This is a genomic window from Bradyrhizobium sp. Kon10 (assembly GCF_055807395.1).
Genome location: NZ_JBVVOZ010000035.1, coordinates 21999 through 47370 on the forward strand (window position 1 = coordinate 21999; position 25372 = coordinate 47370).

At 60.6% G+C, this 25372-nt stretch carries 19 protein-coding genes and 3 pseudogenes; 6 read left to right on the forward strand and 16 right to left on the reverse strand.

Annotation, left to right across the window (positions count from 1 at the left end; translation table 11 throughout):
• Window positions 1-7 precede the first annotated feature (7 nt).
• The 3 genes and pseudogenes from AC0L2O_RS30910 to AC0L2O_RS30920 all read left to right on the forward strand — a co-directional run.
• On the forward strand, window positions 8-532 hold the full coding sequence (locus AC0L2O_RS30910; protein ID WP_473372418.1) for a nuclear transport factor 2 family protein: 525 nt from the start codon (window positions 8-10) through the stop codon (window positions 530-532).
• Between the two features lie 48 nt (window positions 533-580).
• On the forward strand, window positions 581-2215 hold the full coding sequence (locus AC0L2O_RS30915) for a flavin-containing monooxygenase (protein WP_473372419.1): 1635 nt from the start codon (window positions 581-583) through the stop codon (window positions 2213-2215).
• Window positions 2216-2944: 729 nt separating this feature from the next.
• Window positions 2945-3118 (forward strand): annotated as a pseudogene (locus AC0L2O_RS30920) (SDR family oxidoreductase); the annotation flags it as partial.
• On the opposite strand, the pseudogene AC0L2O_RS30925 reads toward AC0L2O_RS30920, so the two are convergent.
• The 10 genes and pseudogenes from AC0L2O_RS30925 to AC0L2O_RS30970 form a co-directional block, all read right to left on the reverse strand.
• Window positions 3108-3632, reverse strand: a pseudogene (locus AC0L2O_RS30925) (SDR family NAD(P)-dependent oxidoreductase); the annotation flags it as partial. The pseudogenes AC0L2O_RS30920 and AC0L2O_RS30925 overlap by 11 nt on opposite strands.
• A gap of 57 nt (window positions 3633-3689) precedes the next feature.
• Window positions 3690-4472 carry a 3-hydroxybutyrate dehydrogenase gene (locus AC0L2O_RS30930; RefSeq protein WP_473372420.1) on the reverse strand — a complete coding sequence of 261 codons (783 nt, stop codon included), beginning with the start codon at window positions 4470-4472 and terminating at the stop codon, window positions 3690-3692.
• Window positions 4473-4508: 36 nt separating this feature from the next.
• A complete protein-coding gene (locus AC0L2O_RS30935; protein WP_473372421.1) occupies window positions 4509-6119 on the reverse strand; it encodes an MDR family MFS transporter in 1611 nt (536 codons plus the stop codon).
• A gap of 36 nt (window positions 6120-6155) precedes the next feature.
• The gene (locus tag AC0L2O_RS30940; RefSeq protein WP_473372422.1) at window positions 6156-7304 is read right to left on the reverse strand and encodes an HlyD family secretion protein; all 1149 of its coding nucleotides are present in this window, start codon (window positions 7302-7304) and stop codon (window positions 6156-6158) included.
• Between the two features lie 24 nt (window positions 7305-7328).
• Window positions 7329-8510, reverse strand: a complete 1182-nt coding sequence (locus AC0L2O_RS30945) for a DUF3734 domain-containing protein (protein ID WP_473372423.1) — start codon at window positions 8508-8510, stop codon at window positions 7329-7331.
• 33 nt (window positions 8511-8543) lie between these two features.
• Complete coding sequence (locus tag AC0L2O_RS30950) at window positions 8544-9338, reverse strand: acetoacetate decarboxylase (RefSeq protein WP_473372424.1); 795 nt, start codon at window positions 9336-9338, stop codon at window positions 8544-8546.
• A 118-nt stretch (window positions 9339-9456) separates the two neighbouring features.
• Window positions 9457-10386: an MBL fold metallo-hydrolase gene (locus tag AC0L2O_RS30955; protein WP_473372425.1), complete on the reverse strand. Its 930-nt coding sequence runs from the start codon at window positions 10384-10386 to the stop codon at window positions 9457-9459.
• A gap of 74 nt (window positions 10387-10460) precedes the next feature.
• Window positions 10461-11678: an NAD(P)/FAD-dependent oxidoreductase gene (locus AC0L2O_RS30960; protein ID WP_473372426.1), complete on the reverse strand. Its 1218-nt coding sequence runs from the start codon at window positions 11676-11678 to the stop codon at window positions 10461-10463.
• 534 nt (window positions 11679-12212) lie between these two features.
• Window positions 12213-13163, reverse strand: coding sequence for an AraC family transcriptional regulator (locus AC0L2O_RS30965; protein WP_473372427.1), 951 nt, complete (start codon window positions 13161-13163; stop codon window positions 12213-12215).
• A gap of 51 nt (window positions 13164-13214) precedes the next feature.
• Window positions 13215-14168, reverse strand: a complete 954-nt coding sequence (locus tag AC0L2O_RS30970; protein ID WP_473372428.1) for a helix-turn-helix transcriptional regulator — start codon at window positions 14166-14168, stop codon at window positions 13215-13217.
• A gap of 418 nt (window positions 14169-14586) precedes the next feature.
• Here AC0L2O_RS30970 and AC0L2O_RS30975 point away from each other — a divergent pair, with 418 nt between their 5' ends.
• Entirely contained in the window at window positions 14587-15504 is a 918-nt protein-coding gene (locus tag AC0L2O_RS30975) for a helix-turn-helix domain-containing protein (protein WP_473372444.1), read from the forward strand.
• A 20-nt stretch (window positions 15505-15524) separates the two neighbouring features.
• Here AC0L2O_RS30975 and AC0L2O_RS30980 read toward each other — a convergent pair whose 3' ends face one another.
• A complete protein-coding gene (locus tag AC0L2O_RS30980) occupies window positions 15525-16388 on the reverse strand; it encodes a catalase (RefSeq protein WP_473372429.1) in 864 nt (287 codons plus the stop codon).
• A 491-nt stretch (window positions 16389-16879) separates the two neighbouring features.
• On the opposite strand from AC0L2O_RS30980, the gene AC0L2O_RS30985 reads away from it, so the two are divergent.
• Together AC0L2O_RS30985 and AC0L2O_RS30990 are read left to right on the forward strand one after the other, a co-directional pair.
• A complete protein-coding gene (locus AC0L2O_RS30985; protein WP_473372430.1) occupies window positions 16880-17005 on the forward strand; it encodes a hypothetical protein in 126 nt (41 codons plus the stop codon).
• Window positions 17006-19601: 2596 nt separating this feature from the next.
• Window positions 19602-19904 (forward strand): annotated as a pseudogene (locus tag AC0L2O_RS30990) (methyl-accepting chemotaxis protein); the annotation flags it as partial.
• Between the two features lie 455 nt (window positions 19905-20359).
• Here AC0L2O_RS30990 and AC0L2O_RS30995 read toward each other — a convergent pair.
• From AC0L2O_RS30995 to AC0L2O_RS31015, 5 genes are all read right to left on the reverse strand, one after another.
• Complete coding sequence (locus AC0L2O_RS30995; RefSeq protein WP_473372431.1) at window positions 20360-20773, reverse strand: MAPEG family protein; 414 nt, start codon at window positions 20771-20773, stop codon at window positions 20360-20362.
• Window positions 20774-20860: 87 nt separating this feature from the next.
• Window positions 20861-21346 carry an SRPBCC family protein gene (locus AC0L2O_RS31000; RefSeq protein WP_473372432.1) on the reverse strand — a complete coding sequence of 162 codons (486 nt, stop codon included), beginning with the start codon at window positions 21344-21346 and terminating at the stop codon, window positions 20861-20863.
• Window positions 21343-21654 carry an ArsR/SmtB family transcription factor gene (locus AC0L2O_RS31005; RefSeq protein WP_473372433.1) on the reverse strand — a complete coding sequence of 104 codons (312 nt, stop codon included), beginning with the start codon at window positions 21652-21654 and terminating at the stop codon, window positions 21343-21345. Before AC0L2O_RS31005 ends, AC0L2O_RS31000 begins: the two co-directional genes overlap by 4 nt.
• Before the next feature lie 475 nt (window positions 21655-22129).
• Window positions 22130-23899 (reverse strand): adenylate/guanylate cyclase domain-containing protein, encoded by a 1770-nt coding sequence (locus AC0L2O_RS31010; RefSeq protein WP_473372434.1) that lies wholly within the window; start codon window positions 23897-23899, stop codon window positions 22130-22132.
• A gap of 678 nt (window positions 23900-24577) precedes the next feature.
• Window positions 24578-25366 (reverse strand): substrate-binding periplasmic protein, encoded by a 789-nt coding sequence (locus AC0L2O_RS31015; protein WP_473372435.1) that lies wholly within the window; start codon window positions 25364-25366, stop codon window positions 24578-24580.
• Window positions 25367-25372 lie beyond the last annotated feature (6 nt).

The following is a 25372-nucleotide window of genomic DNA, read 5'->3' on the forward strand; positions in this document are numbered from 1 at the left end:
TATGACCATGTCTCAAAAGAAGATCACCGAACTGCTGGATAGAGAGGCGATCCGCGATTGCATCTACCGCTATTGCCGCGGGGTCGATCGGGCGGATGAGGCCTCGCTTCGTGGCGCCTATTGGCCGGATGCGACGGACCAGCACGGTCCGTATTCGGGGCCGGTCGAAGGCTTCTTCCAATGGGCGAACGGAATCTTCGACAGCGATGCTCGCAACGTCCATATGGTCGGCAACATCCTGATCGAATTCACCGCGCCCGACGAGGCCGTGGTCGAAACCTACTTTCTTGCGTTGCAGCGCGGGCCGGGAAGCGACGACAAAGTTCGTCAATTTCTGATCGCCGGTCGCTATTGCGATGTCTTCCAGCAGCGCGACGGCGAATGGCGGGTGTTCCGGCGCGTGCTCGCCTACGATTGGGTGGACGAGCAGGTCGCTGCAACCGAACCCGAAGCGGTGCGCTTTGGTCCGCGGCTGCCATTGGGCGGACGCTTTGCCGACGACCCCATCTACGATCTTCTCCGCGCCCGCTAGCGGACGCCGTCTTCAACGAACCAAACACGAAACTGAGGGAACGCCGACATGAACAGCGCTGATGCCAGCGGACAACGGCTCGACGTCGTCATCGTCGGTGCTGGATTCGGCGGTCTCTACGCCGTCTACAAATTCCGCGAAGTGGGTCTCAAGATTGCTGCCTTCGAGGCCGGCGGTGACGTTGGCGGCGTGTGGTACTGGAACCGCTATCCCGGGGCGCGGGTCGACCTTCCGAGCATCGACTACAGCTATTCCTTCTCACCCGAGGTCGAGCAGGAATGGACCTGGTCCGAAGAGTTCGCCGCGCAGCCGGAGCTGTTGGCCTATTTCAATTTCGTGGCCGATCGCCTCGACATGCGCAAGCACTACCAGTTCAACACCCGTATCAAGAGTGCGGTCTGGGATGAGACGCGCAGGCTCTGGAAGGTCACGACGGATCGCGGCGAGACGGTCGAGGCGACCTACTGTGTGATGGCAACCGGCCCGCTCTCGATTCCGAGGGATCCAGAGATTCCCGGTATCGAGACTTACGAAGGGCAGCTGCTGCGCGCCGGCAAATGGCCGCACCATCCAGTCAGCTTCGCCGGCAAGCGCGTGGGCGTGATCGGCACGGGATCGACCGGCATCCAGATCGTGCAGGAGGTCGGTCGGCAGGCGCGTGAGCTGTTCGTTTTCCAGCGCACGCCGAGCTTTACCATGCCCATGCGCAACCAGAAGCTCGATCCCGACTACGTCGCGGAGGTCAAGCGCCACTACGCCGGCATTCGTGAAGCGGCGCGGAACAGCCCGAACGGCGGCGTGCGTCCATGGACGACGCGTGCCTTTTTCAGCATCACCCCGTCGCGCCGTCGCGAACTGCTCGAGGATGCCTGGAAATCCGGCGGACTGACGATGCTCGGCACCTTCACCGACCTCTTGAGCAACGAAGAGGCCAACGAGCACGTTGCCGAGTTCGTGCGCGGCAAGATCAACGACGTGGTCAAGGATTCCGCCACCGCTGAGAAGCTGAAGCCGCGCGACTACCCCATCTTCGCCCGTCGTCCGTGCCTGGACACCGGCTACTATGAAACGTTCAACCAGCCGAACGTTCAACTGATGGACTGCATCACAGATCCGATCGTGGAGATCACGAAGCATGGCGTGCGCTCGCAGTCCGGCGAGACCGCACTCGACATGCTCATCTTTGCGACCGGCTATGACGGGCTGACAGGTGCGCTGACGGCCTTCCACGTCGTCGGCCGCAACGGCCGGACTGTCAAGGAGAAGTGGAGGGCGGGAGCGCGGTCCTATCTCGGCCTCATGATGGAGGGATTTCCGAATCTCTTCATGACCACCGGGCCGAACGGTCCCGCGGCGCTCGCCAACGTCGTCAGGATCAGCGAGAACGACGTCGATTGGATTGCGCATGCGATCACGCATATGGCCAAGCATGGCCTCGACACCATCGAGCCGACCAAGCAGGCTGAAGACGACTGGATGGAGCTCGTTTTCAGGCTCGCGCAGCGCTCGTTGCTGTCCAAGGCGAAGACCTGGTACGTCGGCACCAACGTCAAGGACAAGGCCCAGGGACTGACGTTGTTCACCGGCGGTTTCCCCAAATATCGGGAGTATTGTGCCGCCGCAATCCAGGCAGGCTACCGCGACTTCGTCTTCGAACGCAGGCGAACGTCGGTCGCAGCTTGACGGTCGCAACCGAGTGAGACGCCACGTCTAGGATGGCGGATGGCATCCTCGGAGGGTGCCGTCGGACAGAAAAGTGATCGCTCCATTTCCAAAGGCCACGATCAGCGAATCTCGTTATCGGTGGCTGCGAGCCCCCGAACTTGGTAGTGTCACGCCTTGCTGCCATTTGACGTCCTTCGATGACGCTTCCTTAAGTTAGTTCAAACTAGCCTATGATGGATTAGACCGATTGATCAGCCAGCAGAAGCGTCGAATGTTCAACGCGGCGAAGTCCAGATTGATCGTTGTGCGACCTGTCGGCCTACACTTCTGTTGGATGCGATCCGTTGGTTGTACATGCGCATCTTTCGGCGCGGAAGCACCTCTAACTCCAAAATGCTGAACCAGGCCTAGAATGACGCGAACGATAGCGGGGATGCGCCACACCAAGCGCACTCGCGGTTGGGGTTTTCGCTGTAAGCCATTGATCTGCAATGATCGGATCTTGGCCCGGTTGGAAAAATTCGCTTGAGAAATCAATACCGGTAGTATGTCTCATAATCAGCGGGTCCCAGGTTCGAGCCCTGGTGCGCCCACCATTCCGAAATCAAGCACTTACGGAATATTCTGAGATCTCCATTCCAACGAGCCGGCTCAGCGGCCATTGCGACAATGTCTGTTCTCATTGCTTCTCGACCTGTGGGAGGAGGCGACTCGTGAACGACGCACGCCATGTCTCGGGAGCCGCGCGGCGCGGTCAAGACGCCGATGCATGCATCCCAAATGCACGACTTACTGGCCAAGCTGCATCCGGTCGGACGAATGGGAGAATTGAGCGATGTCGTCGATGCGGTGCTGTACCTCGAAGGTGCCGCCTTCACCACCGGCGAGTTCCTGCACGTCGACGGAGGACAACAGCGTTGACGCGGATTCCCATGCTCGCATATTCGATTGCGAGCGATTTTGGTTGCCGCGTTCAAGCCGCCCTTCGTGAAAGCAGTCAGCGCCGATGGCACGCAACTGACCGCGTGCTCATCGAGCCTAGTTGTGATCTGCACGATGGGGCCAGACCCTCGCTTCAGCATCGCATTGGCTGCGCGCCGAGTGACATGGAAGAAGCCATCGAGCTTGATCCCCAGCAAGTTGGAATAATCTTCGTCCGAATATTCGGTGAACGGCTTAGCGATGAAGATACCAGCGTTGTTGACGAGGGTGTCCACGCGGCCGAAGCGCTCAAGCGACTGCGACACAATTCGTTCTGCGGTATCTGAACCCCTGATGTCGCCGGCAACCGCCAAACTCGCCGGATCAGACGACGGTCGGATTGAGCGAGAAATTGCGACAACGCAAAATTGCGATCGCGATATGCTCTGACCAGGGCTTCGCCGGTACCCTGCGACGCGCCGGTGATGATCGCGACTTTCTGCTCTGCACCCATTAGGGCCTCCATATTCTCTTGTTAAGGGAGCGGGCAGCGCCCGCGACGCTTGCTTCGTTACTGCGCGGTCCAGCCGCCATCGACCGAAATTGCCGTGCCCGTGATCTGGTCTGCCGCAGGCGAACAGAGGAAGGCCACCATGCCGCCAAGCTGGGAGGGGGAGACAAAATCCAGAGATGGCTGCTTCTCGGCCAAAATCTCCTCGGCCGCTTCCTTTTGGGTTATTTGTTTTTGCGCAGCGATATCGCTGATCTGCTTTTCGACCAGGGGCGTACGCACCCAGCCGGGACACACCGCGTTGCAAGTGACGCCGCTGCTGGCCGTCTCCAGGCCGACCACCTTGGTCAGGCCGACCAGCCCGTGCTTGGCTGCGACGTAGGCGGCCTTGTGTGTTGACGCGACGAGGCCGTGTGTCGATGCAATGTTGACGATCCGTCCCCAACCCTGCTTTTTCATCTGGGGCACCGCCGCGGCAATTCCATGGAACGCAGCGGACAGGTTGAGGTCGAGAATTGCATTCCACTTGGCAGCAGGGAAGTCTTCCACAGGCGCGGTGAACTGGATGCCGGCATTATTCACCAGGATATCGACACGTCCGAATGTCTCGATTGTCGCCGCGATCAATTGGCGTACGGCATCGCCCTTCGACATATCGGCGCCATCGTAGATGACGCGCACGTCGTGCTCGCGTTCGATCCCGCTGCGGATGGCTTCGATCTCGCTCGGGTCGCCGAAGCCGTTCAATACGACGTTGGCGCGGAGTCCGGCCAATTCTCTGGCGATGCCCAGCCCAATACCGCTGGTCGATCCGGTGACGATAGCTACCTTATTCTTCAACATGGGAGTTCCTTTCGACGTCAGGTGGGTTGAGGAAGACTAATGAATGCCGCCGGCGTCAAGGCGGTCGGGCTTGGTGAGCATCAGCGCCGCTACCAGGGCGACGATCTGCGAGATGCCGAGCAGATAGAAGGTGTCGCTGAAGCCGAGGATGAAGGCCTGCTTCTGGATGATCTTGCCAATCGCAATGTAGGCGCGATGAGCTGCATCGATGCGGTCAATCACCCCATGGCTCATGAAATATTGCGTGAGCTGATCGAGGCGAGTGCGAGTGGCCTGCTCGAACATCGATACCGATTGCGTCAGGAGGTTGGAGTGATATTGCTCGCGCTTGGTCAGTAGCGTCTGAAGTGCGGCGATGCCAATTGCACCTCCGAGATTGCGCATCATGTTGAACAAGGCGGACGCGGACCCGGCATTCTCGGCTTCGATTCCGGCGGTGGCGACCGCCGAGAGCGGCGCGAAGACGAGGGCTTGACCAAAAGCGCGGTTGACGTTCGGCCAGAAAAGCTGATCGGCCGCGTAGTCATTGGTCATGTAGATGTTCAGGAAGTTGGAGCCGCCAAAGAGCACAAAGCCGACGCCGATCACCAGGCGCGGATCGAACCGCTGCATCAGGCGAGGCACCAACGGGATCAGCACGAGCTGCGGCAGGCCGGTCCATGCCAGCACCATACCGATCTGCTCGGAATTGTAACCCTGGATGCGGGACAGGTAGACCGGCAGGACATAGACTGAGCCATACAGGGAGACGCCGAGCAGAAAGTTCGCGAGCACGCCGAAGCCAAAGTTGCGACGAAACAGAATCCGCAAGTTGAGCAGCGGTTTCTTCGCGGTGAGTTCGATGGCAAGGAACAGCGTCAACGCAACCGCGGCGACGATGGCTAGCCGGACGATGAAGGGCGAGCCGAACCAGTCATCTTTGTTGCCCTCTTCCAGCACGGTCTGCAGCGCGGCGAGCCCGATAGCCATCGTGGCAATACCGGCCCAGTCGCCTTCGCCCAGCAGCGACAATTTCATTGGGGTCGCTTCCAGCGAGACGTAGAGCATGGCGATCATGATCGCGCCCGGCGCGATGTTGACATAAAACACGTATTCCCAGCCGAGATTTTCGGTGAGATAGCCGCCGATAGTTGGACCGATCGCCGGCGCGAATGTCGCGGAAATCGCAAACATCGCTAGCCCGATCGGCTGCTTCGCTTTGGGCAACAGCGTAATGATGAGCGTGAAGGCCATGGGAATCAGCACGCCGCCGGTAAAGCCCTGCACGGCGCGGAGCGCGATCATCTGCGGCAAGTTCTGGGCGAGTGCGCAAGCCGCAGAGAACACCAGGAACAGGACGGCATTGGTGAGCAGATAGATGCGAACCGAGAACACCTGAGCGAGCCACCCACTCAAGGGGATCACCACGATCTCGGCGATCAGGTAGGACGTCGAGATCCAGCCACCATCATCGATGCCCGCACCGATCCCGCCCTGAATATTGGCAAGGGAGGCATTGACGATCTGGATGTTGAGCACCGCCATGAAGGCGCCCAGCGTGGCTCCGCTCACTGCGAGCCAGGTCTTTGCGGTGACGGCGGAAGCCGGGGGTAGCAACTGGCCTTCGCTGGCGCGAGTCGCATTGATGGTCGTTTGCAGTGTGGACACCGTTGTCTCCTCGCGGCCGATGGAAAATTGGCTTGGTCAGCTGCGGGGCTTGCCGCCACGCGACGCCAACCGCCTTTCGGCGTCGCGCTCCGCGATAACGGCCGACTTGGTATTGACTGTCGTCTCGGCCGACATTCCGGGGCGCAACAGACCATTCAAGCTCTGGTCGTCGAGTACGATCTTTACCGGCACGCGCTGGACGATCTTGGTGAAGTTGCCGGTGGCGTTATCGGGGGGCAGCAGCGCGAACTCGAGGCCGCTCGCCGGGGACAGGCTGTCGACGTGGCCCTTCAGCTTGGTCGAATGAAAGCCGTCGACCCGCAGCTCGACTGGCTGGCCATTGCGCACGTGAGTAAGCTGGGTCTCCTTGAAATTCGCGACCACGTAAACAGCGTCGAGCGGTACAATGGCCATCAGCTGTGTTCCGGCCTGCACATACTGGCCGACGCGGAGCGTCCTTGCACCGATCGTGCCGTCGACCGGCGCTGTGATTTGGGCATAAGAGAGGTTCAGGGAAGCCTGGTGCTCGACCGCGCGCGCGTGATCGAGTTGTGCGACAGCTTGCGCGCGCTGGGTCGCAAGCACCTCGACCTTCTTATTGGCGGCGAGCAATCCCGCCCTGCCTTGCTGCAGTTGGGCGGTCTGCGAGCGCAGCGCTGCGTCTGTCTGCTGGGCACGTTGGATCGTTCCGGATCCTGATTTCATGAGCTCGTCGTAGCGGGCGCGCTCCTGCTGCGCGAATTTCAGAGCCGCTTCGGTCGCATCGACCTCGGCTGCCTGCTGTTGAGTCAGGGGCTCCTGCAACTCGATCTGTACGTCGAGGTTCTTTACCGCGGCTTCGGAAGCCGCGACGTCGGCTTTGGCCTGGCTCAGCGCGGCCTCGAAGTCGCGGTCGTCGATCCGAGCCAGCAACTGACCGGCTTTCACCGGTTCGTTGTCGGTAACCAGGACTTCGGCGATGTAGCCTGAGATCTTCGGTGCGATGATCGTGGAATCGGCTTTGACATAGGCGTCGTCGGTCGTTTCGAGGTAGCGGCCGGCCGTGGTGTAGTAATGGCCGTAAGCTGTAGCTCCGGCGACGCCGAGCGCTGCGGCGAACGCGAGCGCGGTGCGCCGGATCGCCTGACGCGAGGGAACAAGACGGGCTTTGACCTTGTGTTCGGGGGCATAAAAAAGAATCGACATGGCATTCTCCGAAAGCTGCGGGCGCTAAAGTTCATCGTGGCGATGGACGTCATGTGTGACGATGCCGAGCTCGGCGACCGGCGGATCCAACCGCCGCGGGTCCGCCAGCGTGCGGCGGATATCGTCGAGGCCACTTTGCCAGTGGGCGCGCATCGCACTCAATCCGAACTCGTAGTCCTTCGAGTGGCCCTCATAGACTTTGGACTGGTAGATCAGGTGAACGATGTTGTGGGAGCTATGGCGAGCCAGATCCGCGATGGCCCGCATTTCCGGATCTCGCTTTGCGCTCTCCGGCAGTTTCTCGATCGTTCGTTGCAATGCCCGGCGCATCTCCTGCATCCGCAGCGCCTGATTTGTGATGGCGCGCGTTCGGCTCGAGTACTGAATGTCCTTTTGGCGGCTCGACACCTCCATCATGTCATGTGGGACACGGCCCTGGGCGGACCAGAGATCAACTTGAAACGTCAGCGTCGCGCCCGGCTCGCTGGAGAGCACGCGGGAAAGAGGTGTGTTCCAGGCCACGCCGCCGTCCCAGTAGTGCTCGCCTTCGATCTCGACTGCGGGAAATGCCGGTGGCAAGGCACCGGACGCCATGAAATGCTTCGGACCCAGCCGGCGTTCGGAGGTATCAAAATAAGTGAGGTTGCCGGTGCGCACGTTAACTGCGCCCACGCTGACGCGCACTTCTCCCGAATTCAAGCGATCAAAATCGACAAGCCGCTCCAGTGTCCGACTCAACGGTGCTGTGTCGTAGAAGCTCGTCGCGGCTTCACCCGAGAAAGGGGACCAGAACGGGGACGGGATGCGCGGCTTGAAGAAGCCTGGCTGCCCCTGAAATAGCGCTCGCATCGCGGCAAACGAGTTGTCTAGAGAGCGCATGTCGAATGCGAATGGCAAGGCATCGCCCAGTCCTTCACCGACGGGCCATCCCGCAGAGCAGGAGCAGATCGTTTCCCAGAACTCACGTAATCGTTCCACCCGCTCGCCTTCGGGAGAGCCTGCGATAATGGCTGCGTTCAGTGCTCCGATCGAAATGCCGGCCAGCCAGTTTGGCCGGATCCCGGCTTCGTGCAGACCTTCATAGACTCCGGCCTGATAGGCCCCTAGCGCTCCGCCGCCCTGTAGCACCAGGGCGACGACATCGTACGGTAGGGGGCTGCATTGCACCTTTAGAGCACTCATCTGCTCGCGCATCACTTTCAACATTTTTGCAAACTCCCGATGTTGCGGCTGATCCGATCAGCCAGCGTTTGCTTCGATCAAGATTTCGGACTCGAGCCGCCGGGCGGCCTGACGTGGCGACAAATAGTCGTGGACTACGGTGCCGAGCCCGAGTGTCAGGTCAGCGAGAAGGTGTTTGGCCGATAGCACTTGAAGAACCGGCAGCTCGGCGACCGGGGCAAGGGCATGCGAGTAAAGATCCAGCGCGGCCGGTCCGGTCCATGCGCCCTTCACGGTGATGTCTTCGAGATGGTAGCGGACCAGCTCGCAGATCCGCGGCGTCCCGTCGACATGCGGGATCACCTTGAGCAGGAAATTGGGTGCAGCGAGCTTTCCGGCTTCCGCCGCGGTGTCGAGGGCGCGGTGCTTATAGCCCATGGTGCCGGTTGCGATCCGAACCGAACCATAGTTCAAGGTGCCTACCAGCGTGTCGATCTCGACCGCAAGCTTCGGCTGCGCCAGTTTCTTCGGGAAGCCCCACAGCTCGCGCCCGCCGGCGATGGGCGGATGATCGTTGAGAAACATCTGATGCGTAAAGCTGCCGGCCTGGCCCCGATACGATACCGGGATGACCTGACCGCTTTCGGTGTAGTCGCCGAAGCCTGTCGAGTCGGGCATGCGGATGAACTCGTAGTTCACCACTGGCTCGGTCAGTTCGAGCGGCTCGGGCACGATCCGGCGCAGCGCCTCGGGATCGGTGCGATACTGGATGATGAAGTACTCGCGGTTGACGAAGCGGTAGGGGCCGGGTGGAAAAGCCGGGTTCGTAAGCGGCATGGCGAAGGCCTTCGTTCGCACGGTCTCATGTTTCATCGCGGTCGAGCTCCAGGTTGATCGATGTTGCGCGGGCCGCGCTTTGGCGCGGGAAACGCGGCCCGTATCGGATGAAGCGCTTGCTGCGAGCGCGTGTCGGGACTAAGCCGACAAACGATCAGTAATCCCACAGGGCCGGGACCCAGCGAAACGCGTCGCCGGCAACGGCCACATGGCCGACGGATGGGAACGGCATATGCGTGGCGACCAGCAGTCCGCCGGTGTCCGCCAGCTCCCGCAAAAGGCTGGTGCGAGCGCGCGCCGCTTCGTCGGGGTAGTGTTCGAAGCCGTTGTGCCAGTCCGGGTGTTCGAACCCAACTGCGAACACGAGGTCGCCGGCGAATGTCAGCCGGTCGCCGCCGGACGCCAGGCGGACGATGCTGTGCCCGGGGGTGTGCCCGCCGGTGCGATGGATGACCACGCCCGGCGTCATTTCGTGCTTATCCTCGAAGAGCCGAAGTTGGCTGCGGTACTCTTTCACGAACCGTTTGGCCGTCGCGCGAAGCGCATCCGGGAAGCCGTCCGGCATAGAGACGCGGGAAAAATCTGGCGACTCCCAGAACTTGACCTCGGCGGCCGCCACGTGGATCTGCAGGTCCGGACGCAGTTGCTCCTTCACGCCTTCGACGAGAAGCCCGCCGACGTGGTCCATGTGCATGTGGGTAAGGACCACGTCGGTCACCGATGCGAGATCAATGCCGGCGGCCTCCAGTCGATGGATCAATTGTCCGGCCCGAGGCAGGGGAAACTCCGCCCCCATCCCGGCGTCGATGAGAATGGTCCGGCCGCCGCTCCGCACCACGACCACGTTGAGTGCCCAGTCGAAAGCGTCCGGTGGCAGGAAATTGTCTTTTAGCCAGGCCTCGCGGACGGCCTTTTCAGCGTTGTGAGCCAACATCGCGCCTGGCAGCGTCAGCACGCCGTCGCTGACCACCATCACGTCTATCTCGCCGATCCGCAGCGCGTAGCGCGACGGGACCAACTCATCGGGTACCGTGTTCCCGGTATAAGAGGGGTCGTGCAGGTTCATGTTTCTCTCCTGTTTCATGGTTGGAGGCTGGCTGGTCTTGTTTGAGCAGGCCGAGCAGCCAGCGCGGAGCGCGGCCTGTTTCGTGCGACGGTCTAGAAGAACCCGCTTACATCGCCGACACGCTCCGGATCGGCCGAGGCGAGGGCGGCGGCGCGCGCGGCCATCGGCGGATAGATCCAGACGGTGTTGATCTCCTGCTTGGTCTTCTTGGCGGTATCGCCGACCATCGTCACCTCGCGCTCCCAACCGCGGGTGAACACCGCGTCGGCTTCGCCGAGGTCTAGGCAGGTGACGTATTTCTCCTGGTGGTAGCGTTTGGTCGGAACGCCGAGCAGTTCTGCGGCGGCGTTGTGGCCGGCAAAGGCGCCCAGTCGCGTCGCGTGCTGGCACGACATCAGCGCGAAATTGCCGTCATCGTCGCAGGCAGCGCGGGCGGCATCGCCGGTGGCAAACACGCTGGGTACCGACGGCACGCGTAAATCGCGGTCGACCAGCAGCCGGCCGGAATTGTCGCGCTCGGCGGGGACTTGTGCGGTCAACGGAGCCGCTCGAATGCCGGCCGCCCAAATCACAGTCTCGGCCTCGATGTGTTCGCCTGATGTCAACGTGACGCCCGATCTGTCGAGCGACGCGACGCCGGCACCGAGTCGGGTCTCCACGCCGCGCTTGTGCAGGGCGTCCTCGATGAGGGGGCGGGGGCCTTCGCCCATGGCGGGAGCGATCGCGCTGTTGCGGTCAACGATGATGACGCGCGGCTTGACGTCCTTGCCGAAAATTGCGCGAAGCCGCGTCGGCAACTCGGTCGCTGCCTCGATGCCGGTGAATCCGCCGCCGGCCACGACGACGGTGTCGCGCCCATTCGATGCCGGCCGGTCAGCTAGACTGTGCAGGTGCCGGTCAAGGGCGATCGCATCGTCGAGTTGGTCGACGCTGAAACCATGTTCGGCAAGTCCCGGAATATTAGGACGAGCCAGCCGGCTGCCGGTCGCTACCACCAGCCGGTCGTAGGCCAAGCTCTTCTTCGCGCCTTTCGCGGCAACGATTTCCACCACGCGCGACTGGGTGTCGATCGTCTCTACGCTGCCTTGCACGTAGACGACGTCGATGGCCTTGAGGACATCCAGCAGAGGCGCGGTCATGGTCTCGGGCTTCGATTCGTAGAGCCGCGGGCGGACAACGAGCGTCGGCTCGGGAGAAACCAGCGCGATCTCGAGCTCTTCGGGCGAAACGCCCTGGATGTCGCGCAAGCGGGCGGCGGAAAGTGCGGCATACATGCCGGCGAAGCCGGCGCCAATGATGACAAGTCGCATGTGGACTACTCCTCTGGTTTGAATTCTCGAACCCACGCGCGCGTCACCGTTGCCGCTCCCGCATGGAGGACGGCTTGTCGCGATCGGCGACGACGCGAAGACGTGAAACGAAGATTGTCGGGCGCTTACGGAACGCCGCAGTCCGGCGTTAGTATGGTTGGACGTTCGCAGGAGGGGTAACAGCCGCGGGAGGCCATCGACCGGCCGAACTGAAGGGCGATCGGATCCCTCGACCTGAAGGACCAGCTATCCGGAAGAAGGGGGGCGCCGTCTCTGGTCACAATCGACGTCGTGGCCGGGGTCGGAATTTCGACTTCCTCGCCCGTTGCCGAAGTAAATCGCACGCTAAGTGACAGTCCGTACACCAGCGCTGTGGCGATGACCCTCCGCCGCGGTACGATTGCAAGGAGGGCGATACAGTGCTTCCAGGCCATCGTTCGTCTCCATCCGTTGTCGATGTTCGATAGCGCAAATCTAGGGGATCGGAGCTGCGGACACGCCAGAGCGATTGACGTGATTGCAGAGAGATTGCTGTTACCGCATGCGTCGGCGCCATTCGCTCGGGGTGTCGCCCGTCAATTTCTTGAACGCCGCCGTGAACGCAGTTTGCGAGGTGTAACCAAGCTCCGCGGCGACCCATTCAATCGACGCGTCGGTCGCGCACAGCCTGTTCATGGCCCGCTCGAGCCGCTGCTGGCGCAGCCAGGCGTGCGGCGATAGCCCGGTGCTCTCCTTGAAGGCGCGGCAGAAGTGGAAGCGCGACAGGCCGGCGTCCAATGCGAGCGCAGCGAGCGATACGTCAGCATCTTTGTCCGAGCGCAGACGCTCGATCGTGCGGCGCAGAGCATGGGGAGATAGCCCACCGGTGGCCGGCTCGAACGTGACTGGTGCACCGGTATGCGCAGCCAGCAGACGCGTGGCCAGGAGATCCGTCAATTGCTGCCTGAACAGGGCATCCACGGACGAATTGCTCTCCAGCACATCCGCCGCACTCATCAGCAAGCTGGATGTGATGGCGTCGGGATGCCCCGTCCGCTCCAGCAGATCGCCAGGAGCGGATGCGTCGGCTTCGCGGCTTACGCGCTCGAGCGTTTTGCGGGGAAGATAGAGCTGGATGACATCGACAGGCCCGGGAATATCCCATTTCGCGCTTGAGCCCGCCGGAATGATCGTCACGACGCCGGGACGCGCCGTTCCAGTTGCCAGCGATTTCCCAGTGCGCCGCTCCAAACGCTGAACGCCCGTAGGATAGGTCATGATGACGTGGTCGGTCATCGGCTCGACCACGTCATGCAGAGCCCCATGCTTCCAATGCGCGATGGCGCCATTGGAAGGGTCTGAAGCCATCTGTAGCGGCGCGGTCTTGAGCACGCGCGCCATCTCCACGTCGGCCGCGCGCCGTTGGGCGGCCGACGACTCGCCGTGGTGTGCATCGGCTCCGCCAAACAGAGCCTCCAAGGGATCGTTCACGACCGGCTTGTTCATGGAACTGTCCTCGGGTTCGGGAGTCACTTCGTCAGCCACGAGTAGTCGCTGTTACCGCGCGCCTCGTCGCCAATCGGTTGGGGTTTCTCCGGTCAACCGCCTGAAGGCTGCCGCGAATGCCGTCTGGGACGCATAGCCAAGCTCGGCCGCCACCGACACGATCGATGTGTCGGTGTCGCGCAGCATTTTCATTGCTTGCTCGAGGCGGTATTGCCGCAACCACGCGTGAGGAGAGAGCCCGGTACTTTCCTTGAAGGCGCGACAGAAGTGGGAGCGCGACAGGCCGGCATCCGAAGCAAGGGCAGCAAGCGAGACGTCGGTATCGCTGTCCGAACGCAAGCGTTCGATGGCGCGAAGCAGGACGTTTGGCGAAAGCCCACCGATGGTCGGCTGGAACGCGGTTGGCGAGGCGATGTGCGTAGCCAGCAGGCGCGTCGCGAGCAGGTCGATGAGCTGCTGCCTGAACAGCGTATCGAGGGCGGAGTTGCCCTCCAGCCCGTCGGCCGCGCTCAGGAGCAATCGGGATGTAACGGGGTCGGGATGCCCGGTTCGCTCCAGCAGATCGACCGCAGTAGCCGTCTCGGCTTCGCGGGCTACGCGCGCGAGCGTTGTGATCGGCAGATAGAGCTGAACGACGTCCACGGGTTTCGGAATATCCCACCGCGAACTTGACCCTTCCGGAATAATGATCACGGCCCCGGGACGGAACGTTCCCTTCGCAATCGATCTTCCGGAGCGCCGCTCCACGTGCTGCACCCGGCCATTGTAAGCCATGATGACGTGGTCGCTCATGGGCTCGACGACATCGTGTAATGGGTCATGTTTCCAGTGGGCAATCGCGGCCCCGGAGGGGTCGAGTGCCATGCGGACCGGTTCGGTGTGGAGGACACGCGCCATCTCCGCGTCGGCGGAACGTTGCTCGGCATTCCGCAATTGGCGTTGGCTCGCGCTGGACGCAGCCGACGAATTTTCATGCGCAGAATCATGCGAGATCGGTTCGCTCATGGAGATGCGCCTTCAGAAGAGATGTGCACTCGCGTCGTCGGGGTGACTTGTGGGCTGGCGTGAAGCCATCGTTTCCCTGTGCGGTACCGCTGGGCGTCGCGAGTTCTCCATGGCGTTCTAGGCGCGTAGAACTACGCGGTCTTTCCCAAAACGGCCGCGCCTTGTCTGAATCTGCTCAAAGCGTGCCGGCGCGCCCTTGATGTGAAAGGGAGGCGAAGGTCCGCAGTCAGGTGGGTTTGATATTGAAATCGCTTCCAAAATCGCTTTGTGACAGTCACGGCGGCCGATGCTCACAATCGCGTTTCGCGTCGCCGCCAACCTAGACCTCCGCACCCGGTTACCGGATAATGCGCCGCGAGATATAGTGGCGGCAGCGACTTGGGCGGCCCCGATCAAACACTGCGAATGGTCCGAACAAATGGCACAGGCAAGTACCTTCGGACAGAGGGTCAGGCAGCAGTTGCGTCTGAGGGATGCGCCGCCGTCGCTGATCACGCGCTCATTGCGCGGCATCGACCTCGCGGTCACCGAAACCCAAGATGACAACCCCGTGCCATGCCGTTCCGGCTCAGTGGCGGACGAGGCCTATCTCGTCAGTTTTAAGCTTCACAATTACCCGGACTGCGAGCTCTGGGACCATGGCAAGTGCGTTACGAAGGTCGATGTCAGAGCCGGTACAACATATCTGTACGATCTCAGGAGCGATCCGGGATTCATAATCGACAAGCCATTCCATTCCCTCCAGTTCTATCTTCCGCGTTCGGCACTTGACGAAATCGCCAGGGAATCCCGCGCGCCCCGCATTGGTGATCTCGCGTGCCAGTTCGGCGTCGGCCACGACGACCAGGTCATGCGTCATATCGGGGCAGTGCTGTTGGAAGCGCTGAGTCGGCCGGGCGAGGCCAACCAGCCTTTCATCGATCACATGATGCTCGCGCTCACCGCGCATATCGGCGAGGCCTATGGCGGGCTGCAAAGCATTGCCGGACCGGCACGCGGCGGTCTCGCCCCATGGCAAGTGAAGCGCGCGTGCGAACGGCTCGACTCGGACCTCGGCGGGACGCTTTCATTGCAACTGATCGCGGCCGAGTTTGGCCTCTCGGTCGGTCATTTTTCGCGCGCGTTCCGAATCTCGACCGGCCTGCCGCCGCACCGATGGCTGCTGCGCCAGCGCGTGGAAGCGGCCAAGCGGTTGATGGCCGCGCGAGACCTGTCGCTGTCGGAAATTGCGATCTCGGCCGGGTTCGCCAATCAAAGCCACTTTACGAAAGTGTTTTCGGCGCAAGTCGGCGCCAGCCCCGCAGCGTGGCGCCGCGAAACGCAGGGCAACTGGTAAAGCGAAAGCTGATCTTTCGATCAGCGGCGCGTAGCCCGTGAGATCGTGTAGGCGGCGCGGCGGGCCGCAAAGATCTCGTCGGGCGGATATCCGATGCCTTCGGCGAGGGCTGCCGGATCGAAGACGTATGCGTCGCGCGCTTCGATTGCAGTGATCACGATTGTTCCGAGGCGCACCGTCTCCCGGCCGTCCTCGTCCGGCCATCGGATGGTGACATCCAATATGGGGTCGCCGGGACGGCCGAGCACCGCCATCAGGCTGAACCGGATATCGCGTGCTGCGATCCGGCTTTCCAGATCGTCGTGCAGGATGTCTCCGGGCTTCATTTTGGCGTCTTCCGTCGGCGCGGCCTGATTGCCCACCGGGACGACCTTGAACTTGATGAACTGTGTCTCGTCACTCCGATTTGTTGCGGGAAAGGAGTGGACCGCCCAGTAGGTGGTATCGGCAAAGCTTGCGGGAAGTGGATGGGCGGCCACGTAGCTTGCCTGATGCGACGACTCTGGATTGGCGGTGGAGAACGCCTTGAGTTTCTCCGGATCGGGTCGTCGGCCGCGCCCGGGAACGCGCGCCTTCAGATACGCCAACATCTGCGCCGGTGTCCTCGCATAGTGAACGGGAGCGCTCTGTGTGAGAATGTCGGAGCGATGGTCAGTATCTCCGAGCTTGAAGCTGAACCCGCGCAGCACGAAATCATTAGTGTTCGGCAAGTGGGGATTGCCGCCGTCCAGCGAGAAGCGCGCCAGCACGCGTGATGCGGCCGTGAAACTCTGGGACTTCGTAATTTCTTCTGCTCTGCCAGACGGGATATAGGTACCCCGCACGCAGCGGCCGCTGGCAAAGCTTGCGCGGGCCTTTGGCGGAGGACCGGCCATTGCTTTCATGGCGTCGACGATCGACGCTAACCTGATGGCTGGGGACCGGCTCATTGCGATCCTCCGGCGTCTTCCCGAAGCGGCCAGGCGCGGCAGCCTCTCGGGCTTCGAAAGACAACCCGCTGGGGGGGCGTCGTCCTCCACCTCCTGCAGAATATCGGAGCGCCGTCCCCAGTTATGATTGGAGCCAAGGGATTGTGTATATCAGCCGGTTGCAGCGGAATCGTCGTTAACCCGTCCGCCTTCGAGGTGAAACGAACCGTGGCTGAAAGCGCGCAAATGAAGGTGGTTCGAAGGACGCTCGGCCGTAGTGCGAGCGTTGCAGATTGGCTGACGAAATTTTTCCAGACCATCATTGTCTCCCCGGCCGTTGCTGGCGGCGATACAGTGATGATAGTGAGCGCGCGCGACGCTGCCCCAGAGCTATTGATCCCATTGCAGGGGGATTGCTGCCAGGTGAGTGCCCTCACAGATGGCGCCGCCCGTGCAGGGGGGCTTCTTTGCCTATTAAACGAAACTTCCTGGTCGACGTCGGGAACGCGATCGTCGTCCATACGGAGGCCGCCAAGGACGAAGCTTCCGACCTGAACTGGGTGTCGATGCCGCTGGTAGCGCCTCAGGATTGAACTTTGCCTGGGCCACGTGGATCGCGCATGGATCGCCGCCGTTCGCGTGCTCCGAGATGGCGAAATTGGAGTTTACAGCCCTTTCTGTCCGGCACGATTTATTCCAACAGAAAGGAAATCTATTGCGGGTTCAATGCAGGTTGAGTGATCCGTTTGCCGGAATGACCTTTGATTTTCCTATGAAATCACACGCCTCTTAATCAGCGAGTCCCAGGTTCGAGCCCCGGTGCGCCCACCAATGTCCTCAATCACTTAGCAGCAGGACGCGACGTCATTCTGACATCTCGTCACCTGCTTATTCTGACAAATTCCCCTTGCCCGACGGGTTCTCTATGCCCATGCGTAGCGCGGTACTCGTCACTAATCCGCGAAGGTCAATGTACCGCGATACCCGTTTACGCTGGATTACCGCGTCAACCGCCGGCGGTGCGTCATCAACCGTTGCCGGTACGGGTGTGAGATTCGCCGAATTCTTCCACACCAACCTAAGCGCGGCGCCCTTCTCAGGGGCGACAGCGATCCGATGATAGGCGTCCGCTGATCAATGATCTTCTGGTAAATCGCCCTGGTCGCTTGGGCAGAGCTGTTCGAGCCGCCTTTCGAGTTCTTTCTTCTTGGCAATCAGCCTCGCGGCGAGAATCTGATCGACCTCCCTATGGAGGACCCACAAACCTATCGGCGGACATCGCCTTAAACTGCTCCAGGTAATCAGAAATTTTTAAGTCGGCCACCCAAATCGTACTCCGCAATTCAGCGCGAAGGTGATCCCCCCGACGCGATTCGGAAAATGCAGATGTACTGACCTAACAGCCGCTTTCCCCAGCGGAATCGTCAGCCCACTCAGCGGCGAGATGGGCGCCCGGTTCAGATTATCGAGTTGCTGGCCGTGCCAACTCGGCTGTCCTCATCAACCGCAGTCCTGGTTTTGTGCGCGGGAGCGAAGCCCGGCGTACGCTTCTTCAGAGGGCACTTGGCCTTGACCCGTTCTCCTGATGGCCCCCTCTGAAGGGGCGCGAAGTCCTGTCCGACAATTGCGCTTGTTTCACAACCGTTCGCGCAATCCGTCTACTTGGCACTGCAGTAGCTCGAGATCGGCTGTTTCTCTCTCGAGCAGCTCAAGCCGGGTGTTGGCCAGTTTCATGATGTAATGATGCTTATACGAACCCATTTTGCCCCCCGGGTCGAGGGTAAAACGAACGGCGCAAAACAAGATCCTAGTGTGGGTCTTGCCAGTCGCCGGAAGGTTCAAACGCCAAAAGGGCGTGGGGCTCGGCGCCCTTTGTCGTTACCGCCGCGGCAGCCGGGCTGACGGTCCCGCTTCTCGCTTGTTGTGGCATCAGCCATGGCGCCGCAAGGATGGGATGGATCTCTAACCCAAGTCCCTAGTGCCCTCGGGCGCCGATCATCCGCCCTTTTCGATCGCCATGAACTTACGTCCCCCGAAAGCATAAGGAAATCGCTTTCAACTCGTTTGTTTCGGCTAAGTCCTAGGCCAATAAGTCCGATCATGACCAGCGCGATGCCAGCAACATTCAACCAGTGCGGCAATTCCAACGCGAGCATCGCAGTCTCCAATGAGCCTGTAAGCTGCCGGAAACGAAGAGCTAATTACCTTTGAGAGACGCAAGTTCGCCAACTCGGCGCAGACGCGACGGAAATAGAATCCGCTATTGTTTAGCGGGCGCTTCGGACGGTTCTGCTGGCGCTGTGGCTTCGGAGGCTGGTGCGCTGCCTCTGAGATCTGAGGGTCCCGCGCAATCGCCGGCCCAAATCTTGGTGCCTCTGACCGTGCCGACTAGCTTGCACCCCATTGCCGCCTGTGGCTTGACCTGGACAGGCGGCTTTTTGGCCGGTTTCGGCGGAGCGGTTTGAGCAAACGCGCTGGACGTAGAGAGCAGCACGATCAATCCGATTAGAGCCTTCATGGTTCTTCCCCTTCACGTGACGCGGACGGACTTGTTCTTTCGGCCACCTCCGAAAGTGTCAGTCCCGAGGTATAGAGTATTGTTGAGGCGTTAAGGATGAATGGAGGCGAGCAGTTCACGAGGCCCAGGCTCTCCGGGCCTAAGCAAACCGGAGCGTTTGCTGTCCGCGTCTCGTTGCGAGTGTTACTTCATTTCGATTTGGTTTGAACGGACCGAAGGATCCTTTCAAACGCGGCTCGGGCCGACGGATCGTTTGCAATCCATTCCATTGTCCAAACGTCGCCCCTTCAGCCGCTTGAATACAGCGGCTTCGTATCCCCCGAAACGAGACAGCGAGGCTCTAAGTGTTGGGTCGTCATGGACCGAGGCCCAAACCCTTGCTTCGATATCGCGCCGGTGCGCTTTGCCGGGGTTCACACTTTTGCTGAAGCTAGCTCGCGATCTGATCAACGGCACGTAGGACGCCACCGAAACCTGGTTCTCCCTGCCTGTGATGCCGAAGCCGCAATTGGCATCTGGGCGCGGCGTGGGGTCAAAATGAAATGATCTTCCACATCGCCGCTGCTCTGCTCGCCAATAGGTGTTTGGACCCCACGCCGATTCACAATGGAGGCTTGCTGCGAAGCTGCATCGTGGGACCGGCCTTGCAGGATTACGGGAAGGCGATTGTCGCGACCCAGGAGTCCGTGAACGACAAGGCAATCAGCGGCACCATCGAAAAGCTTTCCGAGATCTCCTCGACCATCGCGGCGGCGGTGGAGGAGCAGGGCGCAGCGATGCAGGAGATTTCCCGCAACATCCAGCAGGCTGCGCAGGGTACCCATGAGGTCTCTTCCAACATCACCGACGTGCAGCGAGGTGCCAGCGAAACCGGCTCGGCCTCCGCACAGGTGCTGTCCTCGGCACAGTCGCTGGCCGGTGATAGCAACCGCCTCAAGCTTGAGGTCGGCCTCACTACCGTGAGGGCCGCCTGAAACCAGCTGATCGCGCGCCTGGCGGAACGCTCACTCGCCCGCTGTGGTCGGCAACTTTCGTCGACGAAGCCGTACTGCGCAAAGGGCTGGTTGGCATGACGGGCGAGCCGCGGAACAGCCGCATGGCGCACCGCGTCTGCGAACCCCATCTGGAGCGTCGGTGCGGCGACCGACAACAGCTTCGATTTTCCGGCGACGCAGGAAGATCTAGCGACATGATAGGCTTGTCCGCAGTCCGCGTGAACAGTTTCCTGCAGTAGATCAGGGATGATCGGCTCCTTACCGTAAGGCAGGAGACTGACCATCCTGGGCCACCGTGGCCTTGAGTAGTTCGCCGACTTCGATCCCAACTACCTGCCACGGGCCGTTATCTTCTTCGCAAAAAAACTCCGTGTCTTTGTCGTTCTACTCTATCTCTGGGCTGGGAGAGGTCAGTTCAGTCCGCGGCGATTGCCTCAACGCATCGCTGCCCAGCCCGTCACCACAACAAGGATTACTGTGACCAACGCGCCGGAGACGTAGAGAATTGTTCTGATACTCCCACCTTTTGCTGCGTTGCCGCCGCGCAAATAGGTGGCGGCATGTACAAGGCGGATCGCAACATGGATCCATACCAGCACCGCTAGCGTGCTTGGCCTGACACCTACCATCATCGCCAGCACGGCCGGGACCGCGAAGGGTGCCAGCGCCTCCACAGAATTCATGTGTACACGATCGATGCGATAGAGGAGGTTTGCATCGTCGGCCGGAAGCACTGGACCGGAGAGGGCCCTCGCACGTCCCTTTGAGTAGCCCGAATGGACCGCCAAGAGGATGGACACGACACAGAGCGCGAGCACTCCGACGACACTCAGGCTGTAAGCTTCCATGCTGACCTCGGCTAAGCTTGATCGCGATGTCGGCGGGCCGGAAACAATCAACGTGATTGATTGCCTCTATCAACGCGCTTCACTCAGTCAGGAAGCGGGGGTGAAAAGATCGACGTAGCGCCGAAGATAAAGCGGCCAGCCTTGATCACCGTCGACACCGTCCCGCACGGCTTCCCAGCCATCGCCATGGCGTTCCAGATTGCGGTGCTCAAGGTCGACTCGGGTCCGGTTCGGCGTTTCAGCAGTGAACCGCACCTCCCACTCGCTGGTTTTTTCCGGGTCAGTCTCGATCTGCCATTGGGGGCTGATGTCCCAGCTGAGCAGCACCCGGTCCGGCGGTTCGTAGGCCAGCACGCGCGCCCAGCGGCACTCGCTCCCATCGATGCCTCGGTCATAAATGTACCCACCCACCCGAGGCTCGAACACCGTCTCGGCGATCTGGACGCGGAGCAGGTTGTGCTCAGGCGGTTTGAAACTCCCGAACCCTTCGGTGAAGATCTTAAATGCGCGCGCGATCGGTGCCTCGACCACGATGGATTGTTTCACGGCCGTAAGTCCTACACGCATGTTCATTGTGACTCCTGTTGCTCGACGACCACCTTGTAGGCGGCCAGCGTCTTGCTCCAAAACCGGTCGAGCCAAGCACGCATCTGGCCAAGCCCGTGAGGGTCGATGTGATAGACGTTGCTTGCGCCCTTCTGCTCCGCGCGCACCAGCCGCGAGTCGCGCAGCACCTTGAGATGCTGTGAGACGGCAGACTGGGAGACCGGTACCTTCCGGGTAATCTCAACGACCGAACGTGGACGCTCCGCGATCAGCTCGAAGATCGTTCGACGGGTCGAGTCGCCAAGCGCGGCTAGCTGCGCATGATAAACAGTCATGACTTATGATTAGTACCAACTTATGATCTGGTCAAGCGCCATCTGGCTTTCCCGTTGCCCTTGGGTTTTGGATGCACTCGGCAAGCTCCCTGCCTATCCGGCTTCTTCGGCCAGGCGATCTCGCCATCGACCCGAAAAGATCGCGACATCGATCGGCAGCTAGATCGCTGCATCCGCGCGGCCAGCCTCTTGGTGCGCTCGGCCACAGCAGCGTTTCTTGATCAGCCTACGTTCCGATCAACGGTCTCCCCAACACGCATTCCGTCGTCCTACGCGAGCAAGCAACCGTCGCACCTGATGCCGAATGTTTGGCGAATAGCTAGTCACTTCAGCCCGGGTGGCGCTCCGAGTTGTGAAGGAATTCCCCCTTGGTGCGCCGTTCTCCGGGTCTGTGGCCGCGTGACACCGAGAAGCCATGGTTCCTATGAGTGGTATCCGTACTTGGAGGTTGGCGGACGCGAGTTGGTTGAATGGGTCAGTCAGGCAACCCGGACAACCGGAGCGAATCTACCCACTTCGTTAAGTCTTTTGAGGATCGCAACGGCAGGAGCTCCTTGAGATCCGCTATGCGCAACACCGGATCCAGCTCGCGCATCCGCGTCATGAACTGCTTGGCTTCATCCAGCCGTCCGGCGAGCGCGTTACTGGCCGCGGCGACTCGGATAGCGGTAAGCCAATTTGGACGCGCACGTACCGCTCGGTCGGCCCAAGCGCTAGCCTGAGCGTAGTCGCCTGCGAAAAAATGAGCATAGGCGATGCCGGCATGCATACGAAACAGGAGTGGATCGCGAGGACTAAGACGCATAGCAGTTTCGAAACGCTCGATCGCCTCGTCTGGCTCGCCCGCATAGGCCAAGAGAAATCCGCTTATGTACCAGGCGGACGCCAAATTGGGATTCAGCGCCAACGCGCGATCAAGACAGGCGATCCCTTCGTCGAGCTCGAGCGCGAGATAACCGAGCGCAAACCCTCCCCAACACAGCGCCGCCGCATCGTCGTTCCCCAATTCCACGGCGCTCCTGGCCAAACGAATCCCCTCGGCGGTGTCTCCTTTCCGGTCACTCATCCAGCCATTCGACTTGCGGGTGGTGAAAATCAAAGACGCGCACCCATAGGCCACGGCAAAGTCGCGATCGAGTTCGATGGCGCGATAAAATAAACCCAGAGCGACGTTGTCACCCTGTCGCGTGTACGGCACCGCGCTCGCGACTGCGCGCAGGTAGCTGTCGTAAGCATCCAAGCTTTCGGTCGGTTTGTACTTTACCCGCTCGAATTCGACTTGGTCCAGTTTCGGGACCAGGGCACTTACGACGCTCGTGGTCACCTTGTCTTGCAACCCGAATACGTCTTCGAGAGCTCCGTCGAAGCGGTCGGCCCAAAGATGCCGAGACGTTCCGGGGTCGATGAGCTGTCCTGTGATCCGGACGGTGTTGCCTGACTTGCGAACGCTGCCTTCAAGCACGTAACGCACGCCCAACTCGCGGCTGACCTGTTTCAGGTCCAGCGGACGCCCCCTGTAGGTGAAGCTCGAGTTTCGGGCGATGACGAAAAGCTGCTTGAACCGAGATAGGGCAGTGAGGATGTCCTCGACTATCCCATCCGCGAAATAGTCCTGATCGGGGTCCCCACTCATGTTTTGGAACGGCAACACTGCGATGGAAGGCCTATCCGGCAGACGGAGCGGCCGGTCGATGGGCGTCGCACTCGCTGCCATGTTGACCGGCCGGGCTCGCCAAGCACGCATGGGTTCCGAAATGTTTTTTAGAGCTTGGGGTCCAATATCGTCGTAGGCGATCTCGGTCTTGCCTCTGATCTGACGATAAGCATCATCAGAAACACAGATGCCGCCCGGCTCCGCGATGCCTTCCAGGCGTGCCGCGATGTTAACGCCGTCCCCGAAGATGTCGTCCCCGTCGATCATGATATCGCCGACATGGATCCCGATTCGAAAGTCGATTCGCTTGCTATCCGGTACATCGACATTGCCGCTCGCCATGCGGCGTTGAATCTCGATCGCGCAGCGTACGGCGTCCACGGCACTTGCAAACTCAATGAGAAGGCCGTCACCGGTGGTTTTGACGAGTCGCCCTCGATGCTCATCGATTGTTGGATCTATCAGCTCTCGACGGCAGGCTTTCAGGCGCTCAAGGGTGCCTTCTTCATCCTCTCCCATGAGACGGCTGTAGGAAGCAACATCCGCCGCAAGCACCGCTTCAAGGCGACGTTCAATGCGCTTGTTGATCACGGGCCGCCTCTTGTCAGAGTCTCTGTTTGTCTTCGCATGAAAACCCGTGCGGCTTCGCCAATAGCCCTTGTAGAGACGCGTCCCCGAAGTTTACGTGCCTTCCCGGTATCATACTCACCTCTTGCACCCTCCAGTGGCGATGCTCGTGGCGGGCCGGGCGCCCAATCTTTTCCGGCGGCTTCACGACTACAATCGCAAATACCGGCACCCAGCTTGCATCCGACCTTAGGACGAAGGTGGTCATATCAATGTATGGTCGCCAGCTTGCGCGTCGAAATTGTGCAGGACTGAGGGCTTGCGTCCTGGAGACGTGAGCGGGTATCAGGCCTTGCCTGCCCAGTATTGGGCCTATGTCCAGATTGCGGTCTATGAGCGCGCTGCCGAGACATGATGCTATCGCCAAGTCGCAGAACTGTCGGGTCGCCTCGTACTGAAGACAAGCACGCGCCGGAGTTCGCCCAGTCACCCTGCCATTTGATGAAAGGACTAAAAGGCGTAGGGACAAGTTGCGAAGAGCGCGTGTACCTATGAATCCGAAGACACTAGCTTGGCCGCACACGCGTTGCGCGGGGGGTCGGATCGATCCGCTTTTGCCAGGAAGCCATTTTTTTAGATCCTCGGCGTAGGTGGCATACGAAGGTACGGGCAATCAGGGATATTCTGGTGTCGAATAGAAAGTTATGGAAAATATTTATGATAGATCGACCGGAAATCGTCAGTCTGCTTGAATTCCTTCAACGCGCGCGAGAACGCATCGACTAGCGCCGGGTCAACACGCGTCTTGCTGAAGCAAAGATACATTCCATCCTCAACCACCTTGCCCGACAAAAGCGGCTGAATTTTTCCGGATAGCCCCAGGAGCGAGATATAGCTCATGCCTGTGGCGAGGTTCGTGTAAACGTAATCGACACGGCCAGCGGCCAACAGACGCAAGCTACTTAGACCCCCGTCCGTCTCCACCATATTGTGCTGCTCGCGCAAGAACTTCCATAGCTCAAGATAGCTCCCAGTCGGCTGCTCGAACAAGCTGGGGAGCACTCTATGAACCCCGACGTCGTGCCCGACAAGATCATCGAAAGATGAGAAGTTCAGCCTGCCCAGGTCGTCCGAGCGTATAAACATGACCCACTTCCCCTCGGCCAAGGGCTCATCAGAAAAAGAACATATCCGCTCTCGCTCCTTTGCACGCAACATCGGGAACATTCCGTCGATCTCGCCTCGGGCAAGCATAAGCCAACTGCGCTCCCATGGGATCGTCTCGAACGAAACATCTTGGCCAATCGTCGCGAAAACCCTTCTAAGCACTTCCACACTGAACCCCGGCGCCTCTTTGTCGCTAAGCTGCGAATAAGGCCGCTGACTACCGGCTGTAAGTCTCAATGATTCCGCCGACAACGCTCGTCCGACGATCGTGCAGAGCAGAGCAACTATTAAGTACAGAAAACGGAAAGAGAACAACGTTCTCATCGCGCG

Coding starts and splice junctions, on each gene's coding strand:
- AC0L2O_RS30980 (WP_473372429.1), bottom strand. CDS start 16,388: ATGAAAGCAATGGCCGGTCCTCCGCCAAAGGCCCGCGCAAGCTTTGCC.
- AC0L2O_RS30965 (WP_473372427.1), bottom strand. CDS start 13,163: ATGAACAAGCCGGTCGTGAACGATCCCTTGGAGGCTCTGTTTGGCGGA.
- AC0L2O_RS30960 (WP_473372426.1), bottom strand. CDS start 11,678: ATGCGACTTGTCATCATTGGCGCCGGCTTCGCCGGCATGTATGCCGCA.
- AC0L2O_RS30950 (WP_473372424.1), bottom strand. CDS start 9,338: ATGAAACATGAGACCGTGCGAACGAAGGCCTTCGCCATGCCGCTTACG.
- AC0L2O_RS30995 (WP_473372431.1), bottom strand. CDS start 20,773: ATGGAAGCTTACAGCCTGAGTGTCGTCGGAGTGCTCGCGCTCTGTGTC.
- AC0L2O_RS30910 (WP_473372418.1), top strand. CDS start 8: ATGTCTCAAAAGAAGATCACCGAACTGCTGGATAGAGAGGCGATCCGC.
- AC0L2O_RS30930 (WP_473372420.1), bottom strand. CDS start 4,472: ATGTTGAAGAATAAGGTAGCTATCGTCACCGGATCGACCAGCGGTATT.
- AC0L2O_RS30975 (WP_473372444.1), top strand. CDS start 14,587: ATGGCACAGGCAAGTACCTTCGGACAGAGGGTCAGGCAGCAGTTGCGT.
- AC0L2O_RS31000 (WP_473372432.1), bottom strand. CDS start 21,346: ATGAACATGCGTGTAGGACTTACGGCCGTGAAACAATCCATCGTGGTC.
- AC0L2O_RS31015 (WP_473372435.1), bottom strand. CDS start 25,366: ATGAGAACGTTGTTCTCTTTCCGTTTTCTGTACTTAATAGTTGCTCTG.
- AC0L2O_RS30915 (WP_473372419.1), top strand. CDS start 581: ATGAACAGCGCTGATGCCAGCGGACAACGGCTCGACGTCGTCATCGTC.
- AC0L2O_RS31005 (WP_473372433.1), bottom strand. CDS start 21,654: ATGACTGTTTATCATGCGCAGCTAGCCGCGCTTGGCGACTCGACCCGT.
- AC0L2O_RS30945 (WP_473372423.1), bottom strand. CDS start 8,510: ATGTTGAAAGTGATGCGCGAGCAGATGAGTGCTCTAAAGGTGCAATGC.
- AC0L2O_RS30970 (WP_473372428.1), bottom strand. CDS start 14,168: ATGAGCGAACCGATCTCGCATGATTCTGCGCATGAAAATTCGTCGGCT.
- AC0L2O_RS30955 (WP_473372425.1), bottom strand. CDS start 10,386: ATGAAACAGGAGAGAAACATGAACCTGCACGACCCCTCTTATACCGGG.
- AC0L2O_RS30940 (WP_473372422.1), bottom strand. CDS start 7,304: ATGTCGATTCTTTTTTATGCCCCCGAACACAAGGTCAAAGCCCGTCTT.